This is a genomic window from Rhodanobacter panaciterrae (assembly GCF_014651895.1).
GTDB classification, from domain to species: domain Bacteria; phylum Pseudomonadota; class Gammaproteobacteria; order Xanthomonadales; family Rhodanobacteraceae; genus Rhodanobacter; species Rhodanobacter panaciterrae.
In genome coordinates, this window is the sequence record NZ_BMXT01000001.1 from 1,537,432 (window position 1) to 1,552,334 (window position 14,903).

The window sequence follows — 14,903 nt, forward strand, 5'->3', positions numbered from 1 at the left end:
CTTCAGTAATTCGTGGGGTGGGTGGCTGCGCTGGTCGCAGCCGCCGGTGACGCTGTGCGTGATGCCGCTGGTAGTGCGGACGTCGCGCCGGATATGGGGGCATGTGGCGGTACCGACAAGTCATGCAGATGCTCGAGCACACCGGACGACTGGACCTTCTCGATCACGGCCGAGGGCTTCAGATGTTCGCGCACACTGGCCGACACATCAGCCGGAATGTTCTGCCCCAGCCATGCCGCGGCGCTCTGAAACTGCGGCAGCAACGACGAGTGCTGCCACCACGGCTCACGCGTGAACCCGGTGAGACCCACCAGGAAGACCAGCAATGTCACGATCAACACGCCGCGCACGAAGCCGAACAGCATGCCCAGCAGCCGATCGATACCGGACAGCCCGGTACTCCAGATCAGCCGCCTCATCGCGAAGCGAATCAGCGCCCCGACTATCAGTACGGCTACAAAACAGACGCCGTAGCCGACGAAGTAGCGCAAGGAAGGCAGCGCGATGGTGTGTTCCAGTTGCGCCGACACCGCTGGGCCGAATGTCCACGTCACCCAGAACGCGGCAATCCAGATGACCAGCGACAGTATTTCGGAAACCAGTCCACGGAAAAGGCCGATCAGGACCGACAAGGTCAGTACGCCGAGAATGAGGCCATCGGTCCAGTTCATCGGTTCATCTGCCCTGTTGGCATTTCAGTCAACCGCTGCGGTGAGGCGTGTCATTCAGGGCACCGAAACCACGTTGCCGTCGACACCAAGTTTGGCCTTGATCTGATCGTGCAAGCGCAATGCGTCGGCACGCTGCGTCTGCGGACCGGCGCGCACGCGCCACAGCTGCTTGCCGCCGGACTGCACCGTATCGACGAAGCCGTCGAAACCGTTCGCGCGCAGCTTGTCGCGCAGCGCGTTCGCATCGGCCTGGTTGCTCATCGCCGCCAGTTGCACCGCCCAACCGCCAGCCCTGGCAGTCGCCTGAGTGGCTGGCGTCGCTGCGACGGAAGTTGCGTCGTCGTGGCTGGCATCCTGCTCCAGTCGCGCCGGCGCACCGGGAATCGACTGGGTGATGTTCAGGCGCGCCGCTTCGGCAGTGGCACGCGTCTCGAACGGCCCGGCGATGACCAGGGTACGCGGCTGGCCAGCCTGGGTAATCGAATGCCCCGCTACCGGATAACCCAGCGCCCGCACGCGGCGCTCCAGATTCGCCGCACCGGCCGCACTGGCATAGGCACTGAGGTTGATCGTGTAACTGCCACGTCCGACGGCGGCCGGAATGGTCGCTGGCGGAGTCGCTGGTGCAGTGGCCGCGACGACCTTCGGCGGGACGGCAGCTGCCGACTGCGATTTGATCGTGGGGGCATTGGCGACCGGCGTGGTTTGCATCGGAATCAGCGGCTGGCTCGGCGACGTGCCTGCGCCGGTCGTCACCGTCGTCGGCACCGGCTTCTTGCCGGCCTCCGGATCGGTCTCCACGTCACGCGGACGGTTCGAGCCAATGTTCACCGTGGCCAACTGGTCGCCCGATGCCGGTGTGGTCGCGGTAGTCGGTGTCGTCGAAGCCGCGGCCGAGGTCGCGCCCGCCGGGGTACCGACGGGTGCATCCGGATTCAGGCTCATCGTCTTGGTCTGCAGATCACGATCCGGCGCCGGCGGTATCGCCAGGCTGACCGCCTGATCCCCACCGGGAGCCGGTGGCGTACTGGAAAAAAACATCGGCACGAACAGAACCACCATGGCAAAGAGGACGGCAGCTCCTAACAGGCGTGTTTTCAAGACTTCACTCCAAGGCGGCAAACGCGGCGCGCAACGGCGTGATTATACCTGCCTGCGCCGGACGCCCGACCATGTGCCTCACGTGCTGCGTTCAGCGACGATCGCAGCAGCCACGAAAAACGAGCCGAACGCGAGAATGCGCTCACCCGGCTGCGCCGCCGCACGGGCCGCAGCCAGCGCCATCGCCACTTCGGCATGCGTATCGAACGTCGCCTGCGGCAAGGTCTGTTGCAGGATCGCGGCCAACGCCGTCACCGCCAGGCCACGCGGCGTGGCGTGATCCAGCCCGGCCAGATGCCAGTGGTCGATACGTGCGCCGAGCTCGCCGATCACCCCGGCCACGTCCTTGTCCGCCAACGCGCCGTATACCGCATGCACATGTGCGGGGGGCTGGGTATCCAGCCATTCAGCCAGTGCACGCGCGGCCTGCGGGTTGTGGCCCACGTCCACGATCAGCGCCGGATCGCCGCCCAGCGACTGCAACCGCGCCGGCACCCGCACCTCGTGCAAACCGGCACTGACCGCGGCGAATACATCCTTCGATGCGAACGACAAGTCGTCCGCCCACAACGCGTGCAGGGCGGCAATCGCTGATGCCGCATTGGCAAACTGCACCGGTGCCGCCAGCGCGGGATCGGGCAGTTCCATCGCAGTGCCGTCGCGGTGTTGCCAGCGCCAGCCGTCGGCGTGGCGTTCAACGTGGAAATCGAGTCCGGCGCGCTCGACCCGCGCACCGCATGCTGCCAGCGCATCGAGCAAGCCCGCCGGCGGATCGAGCTCGCCCACGATCACAGGCCGCCCGGCGCGGGCGATGCCGGCCTTCTCGCGACCGATGCTGTCCCGGTCCGGCCCCAGCCAGTCCATGTGATCCAGATCCACTGTGGTCACGATCGCCACGTCGGCATCGATGATGTTGACTGCGTCCAGCCGCCCACCGAGCCCCACTTCCAGCACGGCCACGTCCAGTCCATTCCGATCAGAGTCAGCACGCGCAAACAGATCCAGCGCCGCCAGCGTGCCGAATTCGAAATAGGTCAGCGGAATCGCTTTGCGCGCGGCCTCGATCCGCTCGAACGAAGCGATCAGCGCCGCGTCATCGGCATTTTTGCCGTCGATCCGTACGCGCTCGTTGTAGTCGAGCAGATGTGGCGAGGTGAATGCGCCGATGCGCAGGCCAGCGGCTGTCAGCATCGCCTCGAGCAGGGCCACGGTGGAACCCTTGCCATTGGTGCCGCCGACCGTGATCACCTTTTTCGCGGGAGCAGGCGCACCCATGCGTTGCCACACCTCGCGCACGCGATCGAGCCCCAGCTCGATGCTGTGCACGTTGACATGTTCCTGGTACGCCAGCCATTCGGCGAGATTGCGGGTCATGCAGTGACTTTGTGCCTGTGGAGCGGAACGGCGTCCGCACAACCGCGCGGACGAACGAGCGCAAAGTCTAAAGCATCACCTCAGCCAAACAGATGAACACCGCTGTAGTGCAATGCCATGTACATGCCGAACACGGTCCAAAATGTTTTCTTCAACGCCTTGCCGGCCAGAAAGGCCACCAGCAGGCCAAGCAGCAACGGCATGTGTTTTTCCAGCGTACTGCGGGTGTCATTGACGACGTTCATGAGCGTTCTCCGGCAGCAAAAGTGGCGCAGAGCGCCTGCTGCAATGGGTGGTGGGTGAGTGAGCTGTGCGGATCCGTGCTCAACCGTGCAACGACGCACTGGCATACAGCGACCAGCAGAAGCCGAACACGATCGAAGCGGTGGTCAACGTGGCGAGCAACGCCGGCATGTACTTTTCCATGGCCGCGTACTTGATGAAGGTATTTATGTCAGTTCTCCCTGCACCGTCTTGGTGTGGGAGAAATGATCCTTCGATGGCGCCAACGAAAGCAGAGGCAGTCGTCAAGCATCGCCGGTGACAATCGTCACCAGTGCAGTCGTCTCACAACCGCGCATGCCGCAACCGCAGCGCATTGCTCACCACCGACACCGAACTCAGGCTCATCGCCAGCGCGGCGATCATTGGCGATAGCGTGATGCCAAACCACGGATACAGCGCACCCGCCGCCAGCGGCACGCCAACCGCGTTGTAGACGAAGGCGAAGAACAGGTTCTGGCGGATATTGCGCACCGTCGCCTGCGACAGCTTGCGTGCGCGCACGATCGCACCCAGCTCGCCTTTCACCAGGGTCACCTGCGCGCTTTCCATCGCCACGTCGGTGCCGCTGCCCATCGCGATGCCGATGTCGGCCGCGGCCAGTGCGGGCGCGTCGTTGATGCCATCGCCGGCCATCGCCACGCGGCGACCTGCGGCACGCAAGGCATTCACCACCGCAGCCTTGTCAGCCGGCGACACATCCGCATGCACCTCGTCGATGCCCAGCTCGCGCGCCACCGCTTGCGCAGTGGTGGCGTTGTCGCCGGTCAGCATCACGATGCGCAAACCAGCCGCGTGCAGCGCCTTGAGCGCCGCCGGCGTGTCAGGTTTGATCCGGTCGGCCACCACCAGCAACGCAGCGAGCGCGCCATCGATGGCCAGGAACATCACGGTGGCACCCTGCCCGCGCCGTTGTTCGGCGCGTGCACTCGCATCGTCGTTGATCGCAACGTGCGATTCCTCCATCAGCTTCGGATTGCCCAGTGCCACGATGCTGCCATTCACCGTTGCGCTGACACCACGACCGGTCAACGAACGGAAGCCCGTGGCCGCCAGCATCGGCACACGCTCTGCTACCGCCGCGATCACGATCGCTCGCGCCAGCGGATGTTCACTCGGCCGCTCCAGCGCAGCAGCCAGCGCCAGCAGATGCTCGCGTGGTTGGCCATCGAGGCTTATCAGCTCGGTCAGCGCCGGCTTGCCCATGGTCAGCGTGCCGGTCTTGTCCACCACCAGCGTGTCTATCCCGCGCATGGCCTCAATCGCACTGGCATCCTTGAACAGCACGCCGTTCTGCGCGCCACGACCACTGGCGACCATGATCGAGATCGGCGTGGCCAGGCCCAGCGCACACGGACAGGCGATGATCAGCACCGACACCGCCGCGATCAACGCGTGCGTAAACTGCGGCGACGGTCCCAGCAGTGCCCATAGCGCAAACGCCAGCAGCGCGATCGCCACCACCGTCGGCACGAACCACGCCGCCACCCGATCGGCTACGCGCTGCAGCGGCGCCTTGCTGCGTTGCGCCTGTGCCACCAGCGCCACGATCTGCGCCAGCATGGTCGCGCCGCCAACCTTCTGCGCATGCATGGTCAGCGCGCCGTCCTGATTCACCGTGCCTCCGGTGAGCGCATCGTCCTTCGCCTTGGCCACCGGCATCGGCTCGCCGGTGAGCATCGACTCGTCGACATGACTCTCGCCATCCAGCACCACGCCATCGACCGGCACCTTCTCGCCGGGGCGCACGCGCAACACGTCGCCAGCATGCACTTGATCCAGCGGCACATCAGCTTCGCTGCCGTCGGCGGCAATCCGCCACGCGGTCTTCGGTGCCAGGCCTAACAACGCTTTCAATGCCGCACCGGTACGGCGACGCGCGCGCAGCTCCAGGAAATCGCCCAGCGTGACCAGGGTGACGATCACCGCCGCCGATTCGAAATACACCGCGACGTTGCCGTGCATGTCGCGGAAGCCTGGCGGGAAGATCCCCGGCAACACGAACGCCACCGCGCTGTATAGCCAAGCCACGCCGGTACCCAGTGCGATCAGCGTGTACATGTTCGGATGCCATGGATGCAACGAACGCCAGCCGCGCGCGAAGAACGGCAGGCCGCCCCACAGGACCACGACCGTTGCCAGCAAGGCCTCGACCCAACCAGCCATGCCGTCCCACGGCATCGGCAGATGCCAGCCAAACAGATGCGGCCCCATCGCCAGCACGAACACCGGCAGCGTCAACGTCAGCAGCGTCCAGAAACGCCGCGTCATCGACGACAGCTCACCACCGTCGTCCTCATCCAGGCTCGGCATCATCGGCTCCAGCGCCATGCCGCACTTCGGGCAATCACCGGGGCCGAGCTGCTGCACTTCAGGGTGCATCGGACAGGTGTAGATCGCGCCGGGCTCTGCTACAGGCGGAGTCACGCGACCTTCCAGATAAGCAGACGGCTCGGCCACGAACTTCTCGCGGCAACGTGCGGAACAGAAGTGGTACGCACGACCGTCGTGTTCGGCGTGATGCTGCGTGGTATGCGGGTCCACCGTCATGCCGCAAACCGGATCCTTCACTGTGTGCGTGTGGTCGTGATGCGGATGATCGAGATGAACGTGCGCATGATCGTGGGCCGCCGCAGGCTTCGCGGCACAGCAGCCTGCCGATGCCACCTCCAAGCCCGATACGCTCAGATATGTCGCCGGTGTCGCCTCGAACTTCACCTTGCAACCGGCGCAACAGAAATGGAACACCTGCCCATCGTGCGTGGCCTGATGTTTCGACGTGGCCGTATTCACCTGCATGCCGCAGACCGGATCAGTCGCCATCGCACCCTGCATTTTGTCGTTGCCTTGGCAGCAGGAGGCGCGCTCGTCCATCACGACACCGCCTCATCGCTCAGCGCGCGCAGGATCGGGCATTCCTCTGGCTTGCCATGTCCCGGGCAGGACTCGACCAGCTGCGCCAGCCCATCGCGCACGCGCTGCAGTTCAGTGATGCGCAGCTCGATCGCCGCCAGCCGCTGCTGCGCCCGCTGCTTCACCGCCTTTACCCCGCGCTGTCGATCCGCTGACAACGTCAGCAATTCACGGATCTCCTCCAACGTGAAACCCAGATCCTTGGCGCGACGGATGAAGCGCAGCTGCGCGACCGTGCCCTCGCCATAACTGCGATAGCCCGAGGCACGCCGCACCGGCTCAGGCAGCAGGCCCTCGCGCTCGTAGTAACGGATCGTGTCGATCGCCACGCCGACGCGCTTGGCGACGGCACCGATGGTAAGTGAGCTGATTTGTGTGTTCATGCGACAAGTCTAGACCCATGATCTAGGTCCAGAGTCAAGCACTGATGGCCGTCAAGGCTCGGCAAGTTCAGGATCCGCCCTCACTCGCCGGATCGCTCAGAACACCATGTTGAGCGCGACAACTGGGGCGGTCGAGGCGGTGCTGTTGTGGCCGCCCCGGATCAGGCGGACTCCGAGCAGTACGCCCATGTTGGGGTTCCAGCTGTATTCGATCGCCGGTGCGAGAGCGAACGCCGTGCTGGAGCCGGAGCTCAGCCGTACCGCCTCCGGCGCGTAGCCGGTCACTCGGGTGTTGCTGTTGTGGCTGTAGGTCAGATCCAGTGCCAGCGCCCAGCTGCGGGTCAGGCTGTATTCCCAAGACAAGCCGGCGTACAAGGTGCTGCCCGGTTTCGCCGTTCCGCGAAATCCCGAGTCCGTGCCATAGACGCTGACATCTTCGAGGGTCGCGTGGCTGGAAAAGGATTGCGACAGATTGAGCCGCATGCGCAGGATGCGGCCATTCGGCAACCAGGCATATGTCTGGGCGTTGAGCTGCAAGGTCGTCGTATACGCACCACTGCCCAGACCGTCCGCAGGCCGATCGCCCAGACGATCGTATTTCCCTGTCGGCAGCGTCTCCTGCACTTCCACGGAGATCGTCGGCAGCCAGCTGCCTTCGTGGAACTGGGTGAGCTGGTATTGGGCGAGCAAGGTCCAGTCGCCCAAGCCCACGTGCGAGCTGTCCGGCCCGGTGCTGACCGTGTTGTAGCCCAGCACGGGGATCACGCCGACCGTCAAGCGGTTGGCGAGCCCATACAGCACGTAGGTGCGCGATCCGTAGCTGTCCGAATGTTTGCTGGAGATGTCGTACAGATAAGGCTCGACCAGGAAATGTCCGGGCGGCAGCGTGCCCGCCGAATTCGCCAGCATCGGACCCGTCCACCAGGCATCGTCCTGCGACTGGCGGATGGGTGCGGGCGAAGCGGTTTGTGCCCATGCCGGAGCGGACGGCAGCAGGCAGCCAAGCATGCACATCAGGAACGCGAGGCGCGCATGGCGCCACGGAATCTTGCAGGGTGACGACATCATTCGCTCCGTTCCTCGGGCCATGCGGCATGCAAGGAAACTAAGTCACGCAGTGGTTCGCTGAAATAACCACTTCGACGAGATACGCTATAGCCACTTAGAGGAGTACCGGCATGCGGCGCATCCCTGCCAGCTTCCTGCCCCCGATCACGCTCGATGCCGCCAGCGGCGTACCGATGCATCGCCAGCTGTCCGAATGGTTCCGGCGGGCAATCGTCGACGGCCGGTTGCGATCGGGACAGCGCGTGCCGTCAAGCAGAAGCCTCGCCAGTGAACTGAAGATCTCCCGCATACCGGTGCTGAGCGCGTACGAGCAGCTGTACGCCGAAGGCTATCTGGAGACGTTCGTCGGCGCCGGTACCTGCATTGCGCGATCGATACCCGATGCGGGCCTGAAGTCGGCAGACGCGACACCACACAGCGCGCCGTTGCGGATCGCCGCCCATGCAGCGCCACGCAAGATTTCCAGACGATCGGCATCGATGCGTGAGCCGGCGCCGACCTGGCTGGACAGCCAGGGTGCGTTTCGCATCGGCGTACCGGCGCTCGATCATTTTCCGATGGGCGTGTGGTCGAAACTGGTGAACCGGCACGCACGAAAGCCGGCCATCGACATGATGGTTTATGGCGATCCGATGGGCTACCTGCCGCTGCGCGAGGCTATCGCGGAATATCTGAATACCGTGCGCGCCGTCCGCTGCGATGCGTCGCAGATCGTGATGACGACCGGCTCGCAGCAAGGCCTGCAGATCTGTGCCCATGTGTTGCTGGATCCGGGCGAGCGGGTCTGGGTCGAAGAGCCTGGCTATCCCGGTGCGCGCCAGGCGTTGATGACGGTCGGGGCGAAACCTGTTCCGGTACCTGTCGATCAGGAGGGCCTGAACGTGATGGCAGGCATCCGCCACAGTCGCGGCGCGCACGCCGCCTACGTCACGCCGTCGCACCAGTTCCCTTTGGGCATGACGATGAGCGCCACACGGCGCATGCAGCTGCTGAACTGGGCGACGCGCAACGGCGCATGGATCATCGAGGACGACTACGACAGTGAGTACCGTTTCGGCGGCCAGCCGATCACGTCGTTGCAGGGGCTGGATACGGATGGGCGAGTCATCTATGTCGGCACCTTCAGCAAGGTCGTGTTCCCTGCCTTGCGCTTGGGCTACGTGGTGGTTCCGAAAGACCTGGTGCCTGCCTTTTACGATGCGCGCAATGCCACCGACACGTTCTGCGCCACCCTGTACCAGGTCGTCATGACCGATTTCATCCGCGAAGGACATTTCGCGCGACATATCCGCCGCATGCGAACGCTCTATATGGAGCGACGAACGGCGCTGCTGGTGGCTATCGGCAAACACCTGGGCGACCAGCTCGAGGTCATCGGCGCCGAAGCGGGAATGCAACTGGTGGCCTTGCTGCCACCGGGCGTCGACGACGTGGCGGTGTCGCGAAAGGCGGCCGGCCTGGGCATTTCAGTCAGGCCGCTGTCACCTTGCTACGCGAATCCGCCCGTCAGAGGTGGCCTGATCCTCGGTTACGGCGGCGCCGGCGTACGCGAGATCCAGGACGGTATACGCAAGCTCAAGTCATGCATTTAATAAAAGGATGCGTGAGGCGTCCTATAGCGACTTCCGGTACACGATGAAGCCGGACTTCTCGGCGACCTGGTCGTAGAGCAGCATGGCCGTTGCATTCGTCTCATGGGTTTGCCAATAGACCCGCGGTGAACCCGCCTGCTCCGCACGTTCGTAAACGGCGTTGATCAGCGCGCGACCGACGCCCTTGCCTCGGGCTGCTGCAACCGTGAACAAGTCCTGCATATAGCAGCTCGGGGCGAGCTGTATGGTGCTGCGGTGATAGAGAAAGTGCGCCAGCCCCAGCAGCTCGCCGGCACGCTCGGCGACGATGGCATGCACCGGTTCGTCGGCATCGAAGAAGCGCGACCAGGTCGTCTGCGTGATTTCGTCCGGTAGCGCGGTGGGTCCGCTGCGACCGTAGAAGGTGTTGTAACCATCCCAGAGGACTTTCCAGGCGGCAAAGTCCTCACGTCGCACCGGTCGTATCACGATTTGATGATTCACAAGAACACCTTGGGACCGTCACGAACAGAACGCCGCGAAGCTGCACAGGCTGGGTTATCTGCCACCGGGACTCAACACGACTGACGACACTGCACCGTCAGACTAGCGCGTCTTCCGCCGCCACGAAGCCACCGGTCTGCCGCTTCCACAAGCGCGCATACAAACCCTCGTGCGCGATCAGCTCGGCATGCGTGCCGGTTTCCACGATGTGGCCCTTGTCCAGCACCACCAGCCGGTCCATCCGGGCGATGGTGGACAGGCGGTGCGCGATGGCGATCACCGTCTTGCCCTGCATCAGGATGTCGAGGCTGTCCTGGATCGCCGCTTCGGCCTCGGAGTCGAGTGCCGAGGTGGCTTCGTCAAGCACCAGGATCGGCGCGTCCTTCAGCAGCACCCGGGCGATCGCGATGCGCTGGCGCTGGCCACCGCTGAGTTTCACACCGCGCTCGCCGACGAGTGCTTCGTAGCCGATGCGGCCCTCGCCATCGACCAGTTGCGGAATGAATTCGTCGGCGCGTGCCTTGCGCACGGCCTCGAGGATCTGCGCTTCACTGGCATCGGGCCGGCCGTACAGCAGGTTGTCGCGAATCGAGCGGTGCAGCAGCGAGGTGTCCTGGGTGACCACGCCAATCTGCGAGCGCAGGCTTTCCTGGGTGACGTTGGCGACGTCCTGGCCGTCAATCAGAATGCGCCCATCTTCGAGGTCGTACAGCCGCAGCAGCACGTTGACCAGGGTGGACTTGCCGGCGCCGGACGGACCGACCACGCCGATCTTCTCGCCCGCGCGCACGGCCAGGTCGAGCCCGGCGATCACGCCGCCCTGCTTGCCGTAGTGGAAGTGGATGTGCTCGAAACGCACCGCGCCGTTGGTTACTTCCAACGGCATCGCGCCCTCACGATCCTGCACCGCACGCGGTTGCGAGATCGTGGTGATGCCGTCCTGCACGGTGCCGACGTCCTCGAAGATGCCGTTGACCACCCACATGATCCAGCCGGACATGTTGTTGATGCGGATCACCAGTCCGGTCGACAACGCGATCGCGCCTACCGTCACCCGGCCCTCGCTCCACAACCACAGCGCCAGCGCCGAGGTGCCCACGATCAGGAAGCCGTTGAGCGAGGTGATGCTGGCGTCCATCGCGGTGGTGACGCGAGTCATCCAGCGCAACTTGTCGGTCTGCTCGGCCATCGCGTCGGCGACATAGGCTTCCTCGCGATGGGTATGCGCGAACAACTTCAGGGTCAGCACATTGCTGTAACCGTCGACGATGCGACCCATCAGTTTCGAGCGCGCCTCCGAGGCTTTCCACGAGCGCTGCTTGACGCGCGGAATGAAAACCGCCAACAGGCCGACATAGGCGAACACCCACGCGACCAACGGCGCGGCCAGCCAGAAATCCGCCTTGGCAAACAGCACGATGGCGCTGCCGGTGTAGATGGTGACGTACCAGATTGCGTCGACGATCTGCACCGCCGAGGCGCGCAGCGAACCACCGGTCTGCATGATGCGGTTGGCGATGCGCCCGGCGTAGTCGTTCTGGAAGAAGCCCAGGCTCTGGCGGATCACATAGCGATGGTTCTGCCAGCGGATGCGATTGGTCAGGCTGGGCACGATCGCCTGGTTCACCAGCAGATCGTGCAGGCTGCCCAGCACCGGTCGCGCGATCAACGCCACGAAACCCATCCACAGCAGGGTGCGTCCATGCTCGTGGAAGAACGCCGTACCCGGCGCGCCCTTGGCCATGTCGACGATGCTGCCGATGAAACCGAACAGCGACACCTCGACGATCGCCACCGCAAAACCCACCACGATCGCCGCAACAAACACCGGCCACACCTGGCGCAGGTAGAACGCGTAAAAGCGCCACACCGACTTCGGCGGCATGCTGTCGACCGGGTCCTTGAACGCATCGATGAGGGATTCGAACCAACGGAAGATCATCAGGTGTTCCCGGGCTTGCGTGTACCGTTATTGTGCTTGAAGCTCGGCCAGAGCGCTTTGACACTCGCATCTCGCCATGCGCCGCAGGCGCTCATGAGCGAGCAGTTCAATACTGAACGCGAGCATCGAAACCCGATCAGCATGATTGACCGCTCGCATCCGCACTCCGATCATGCCCGGATGCCTACTCTGATCCGCTATCTCTTCATTCTGTTGCTGACGGTTTCCTGCGGCAGCGTCCTGGCGCAAGACACCCCGGATGCCACGGCACCGACTGCGGCAGCGGCGCCCACGCCGGCACAGACGCTGACCTTGCTGCGCGCCCAGCTGGACGACATCAAGGCGGCGGTGGATTCCAAGAAGACCGATGTGCCGCTGGGCGACCTGCGCAACCGCGCGCTGGACGTGCAGCAGCAGGCCGAACAACTGACATCCACGCTGTCGCCGCAATCGGCCAGCCTGCAGGCACGACTCGACGTGCTCGGCCCCGCACCGGTCAAGGACGCCCCGCCCGAATCGCCACAGCTGAGCATGCAACGCAAGCAGCTGAGCAAGGCCAAGAATGACCTGGAAGGCCAGATCAAGCAGGCCAATTCGTTGGGCACCGAAGCCACCCAGCTGGCCGCCCACGTCGCCGAGCTGCGACGCGACCAATTCCAGACCCAGCTCACCTCGCGCACGGCGACACCGTTCAGTCGCGCATTCTGGGTCGATCCGGCCAAGGCATTCCCCGACGACATGCATCGGGCGAAACAGCTTGGCAGTGATGCGTTGTCGAGCATTCGGCAGGCCTGGCAACCACCCAACCGCACGCCGTTCGTACTGTGCCTGATCACGGCCATCTTGCTGCTCAGCGTGGGACGCTGGCTGATTGAGCGCATGCTGGTGCGAGTAACCACCCAACATATGCCGACGGGTCGGCTGCGACGCAGTGCGCTGGCGGTGGCGCTGACGCTGGCCTACACCCTGGCGATCGGCTTGGCGGCGCGTTCCGCCTATCTCGCGCTGAACTGGAACGATCTGCTGGATAACGATCTGGACGATCTGACGAAGCGGCTGGTGCGGCTGGTGACCTTCGCCGCCTTCATGACCGGCCTTGGTCGCGCGATGCTCTCCAGCAAGCGCCCTTCCTGGCGACTGTCCGACCTGTCCGACGATGCCGCACATCGACTGCGCGCGTTCCCGTGGCTGCTCGGCGGCGCCGCCTTGCTGCTTGGTGTAATCGAAAGCATCAACAATGCAATCGGCGCCAGCCTGGCGATCACCGTGACAACACGCGGGCTGCTCGCCGTATTGATCGGCCTGCTGGTGGGAAGCGCGCTGATGCGGCTGGGCCAGTCGCGGCGCGCCACGCTGGCCGCTGGCGAACTGACGACACCGCGCCCGGTCTGGATCGGCCTGGTGGTCGCGGCGGCGTTCGTTGGTGTCGGCATCGTGCTGCTCGGCGTGATCACCGGCTATATCGCCTTTGCCTTCTTCATCGCGCGGCAGATGTTGTGGGTCGGCGTGATCCTCACCGCGCTGTACTTGCTGATGCATCTGATCGACGACATCTTCGACACCGTGTTCGACCCCGAGGGCCGCAGCGGTACGCGCCTGCAGAGCAGCTTCGGACTGGCTCCCAGCGCGCTCGAACAGACTGGCACCCTGTTGTCCGGCATCACCCGCGCCGTACTGTTGATCCTGGCGGTGGCGATCGTGCTGGCGCCATTCGGTGCCGACCCGCAGGAACTCGCCGGACGCATCGGCACGCTGCTGTCCGGTGGCTCGTTTGGCTCGCTCAAGATCGTGCCCAGCAACATCTTCGATGCCGTGCTGGTATTCGTGCTCGGTCTGATCGTGCTGCGCGTGATCAAGCGCTGGCTGAGCAACCAGCTGCTGCCGAAGACCTCACTCGACCTCGGCATGCAGAACTCGATGCTGACCCTGCTCGGCTATGTCGGCGGCGTGCTGGTGTTCGTGCTGGCGCTGGTCGCGTTGAAGGTCGACCTGCAGGGCATCGCCTGGATGGCCAGCGCGCTCTCGGTCGGTATCGGCTTCGGCTTGCAGGCGATCGTGCAGAACTTCATCTCCGGTTTGATCCTGCTGGCCGAACGACCGGTGAAGGTGGGCGACTGGGTCGCCATCGGCGGCGTCGAGGGCGACATCCGCCGCATCAACGTGCGCGCCACCGAGATCCAGATGAGCGACCGCTCCACCATGATCGTGCCGAACTCGCAGTTCATCACGCAGAACGTGCGCAATGTGACCCTGGCCAATGCCCAGGGCCGCGTGCAGATCAAACTACCGATGCCGCTGGACACCGACGCGAGCAAGGCACGCGAGCTGATCCTGGAGGTGCTTCGGGCGCACCCGGGCACGCTCAGCACGCCGGCACCGAGCGTGCAGCTGGACAATCTCGATGGTGGCTCGATGCTGTTCAGCTGTACGGCCTACGTCAACAGTCCGCGCGAGGTCAGCGGCGTGAAGAGCGACCTGCTGTTCGAGACCCTCGAACGCCTGCGCAGTGCCAAGCTGCCGATGACGAGCCCGCAGAGCATGGTGCTGCGCCGGTTGCCGCCGGTTGCCGATGACCATGACGATCGGGATTGATCCGGCATCAGCAACATCCCACCCATGGAGTCAGCCACATGTCTGCATCCAACCAAACCGGCAGCACCATCATTCCCTGCCTGCGTTACCGCGACGCGCATGCCGCGATCGACTGGCTGTGCAAGGCATTCGGCTTCACCAAGAATGCCGTGTACGAAAACGAGCAAGGCGGCGTGGAGCACGCCCAGCTGACCTGGGGCAACGGCATGGTCATGCTCGGCGAAGTGCGTGACAACGAGTTCGGCCGGCACATCGCCCAGCCCGATGAGATCGGCGGCCGTGAAACGCAGTGCGCCTGCGTGATCGTCGCCAACTGCAAGTCGCACTACCAGCAGGCCAAGGCCGCCGGTGCAGTGATCGTCGACGACTATGCCGAGAAGGCATACGGCGGTGCTGGCTACAGTTGCCACGACCCGGAAGGCCACCTGTGGTATTTCGGCAGCTACGATCCGTGGCAACCTGAGTAACCCCATAAAAGAAGGCCGGCTTGCGCCGGCCTTCT

12 protein-coding genes are annotated in these 14,903 nt (G+C 64.3%); 3 read left to right on the forward strand and 9 right to left on the reverse strand.

What is annotated here, in order from left to right:
* Positions 1–2: 2 nt before the first annotated feature.
* The 7 genes from IE071_RS07125 to IE071_RS07155 form a co-directional block, all read right to left on the reverse strand.
* Positions 3–671, reverse strand: a complete 669-nt coding sequence (locus IE071_RS07125; protein WP_189440379.1) for a CvpA family protein — start codon at positions 669–671, stop codon at positions 3–5.
* 54 nt (positions 672–725) lie between these two features.
* Entirely contained in the window at positions 726–1,772 is a 1,047-nt protein-coding gene (locus IE071_RS07130; protein WP_189440380.1) for an SPOR domain-containing protein, read from the reverse strand.
* A 78-nt stretch (positions 1,773–1,850) separates the two neighbouring features.
* Positions 1,851–3,146: a bifunctional tetrahydrofolate synthase/dihydrofolate synthase gene (folC, locus tag IE071_RS07135; protein WP_189440381.1), complete on the reverse strand. Its 1,296-nt coding sequence runs from the start codon at positions 3,144–3,146 to the stop codon at positions 1,851–1,853.
* A gap of 80 nt (positions 3,147–3,226) precedes the next feature.
* Positions 3,227–3,391 carry a hypothetical protein gene (locus IE071_RS07140; RefSeq protein WP_189440382.1) on the reverse strand — a complete coding sequence of 55 codons (165 nt, stop codon included), beginning with the start codon at positions 3,389–3,391 and terminating at the stop codon, positions 3,227–3,229.
* Between the two features lie 322 nt (positions 3,392–3,713).
* Entirely contained in the window at positions 3,714–6,302 is a 2,589-nt protein-coding gene (locus IE071_RS07145) for a heavy metal translocating P-type ATPase (protein ID WP_189440383.1), read from the reverse strand.
* Positions 6,302–6,724 carry a MerR family transcriptional regulator gene (locus tag IE071_RS07150; protein ID WP_189440384.1) on the reverse strand — a complete coding sequence of 141 codons (423 nt, stop codon included), beginning with the start codon at positions 6,722–6,724 and terminating at the stop codon, positions 6,302–6,304. The genes IE071_RS07145 and IE071_RS07150 overlap by 1 nt, the downstream gene beginning before the upstream one ends.
* A 96-nt stretch (positions 6,725–6,820) precedes the next feature.
* Positions 6,821–7,792 (reverse strand): transporter, encoded by a 972-nt coding sequence (locus IE071_RS07155; RefSeq protein WP_189440385.1) that lies wholly within the window; start codon positions 7,790–7,792, stop codon positions 6,821–6,823.
* A 110-nt stretch (positions 7,793–7,902) separates the two neighbouring features.
* Here IE071_RS07155 and pdxR point away from each other — a divergent pair, with 110 nt between their 5' ends.
* Positions 7,903–9,384 (forward strand): MocR-like pyridoxine biosynthesis transcription factor PdxR, encoded by a 1,482-nt coding sequence (gene pdxR, locus IE071_RS07160; protein ID WP_189440386.1) that lies wholly within the window; start codon positions 7,903–7,905, stop codon positions 9,382–9,384.
* Positions 9,385–9,405: 21 nt separating this feature from the next.
* Here pdxR and IE071_RS07165 read toward each other — a convergent pair whose 3' ends face one another.
* Both IE071_RS07165 and IE071_RS07170 read right to left on the reverse strand, forming a co-directional pair.
* Positions 9,406–9,867 carry a GNAT family N-acetyltransferase gene (locus tag IE071_RS07165; RefSeq protein ID WP_189440387.1) on the reverse strand — a complete coding sequence of 154 codons (462 nt, stop codon included), beginning with the start codon at positions 9,865–9,867 and terminating at the stop codon, positions 9,406–9,408.
* A 97-nt stretch (positions 9,868–9,964) separates the two neighbouring features.
* Positions 9,965–11,806: an ABC transporter ATP-binding protein gene (locus tag IE071_RS07170; protein WP_189440939.1), complete on the reverse strand. Its 1,842-nt coding sequence runs from the start codon at positions 11,804–11,806 to the stop codon at positions 9,965–9,967.
* Between the two features lie 183 nt (positions 11,807–11,989).
* Here IE071_RS07170 and IE071_RS07175 point away from each other — a divergent pair, with 183 nt between their 5' ends.
* Together IE071_RS07175 and IE071_RS07180 are read left to right on the forward strand one after the other, a co-directional pair.
* Entirely contained in the window at positions 11,990–14,401 is a 2,412-nt protein-coding gene (locus IE071_RS07175; RefSeq protein WP_189440389.1) for a DUF3772 domain-containing protein, read from the forward strand.
* Positions 14,402–14,439: 38 nt separating this feature from the next.
* A complete protein-coding gene (locus IE071_RS07180) occupies positions 14,440–14,868 on the forward strand; it encodes a VOC family protein (protein WP_189440390.1) in 429 nt (142 codons plus the stop codon).
* Positions 14,869–14,903: the final 35 nt, after the last annotated feature.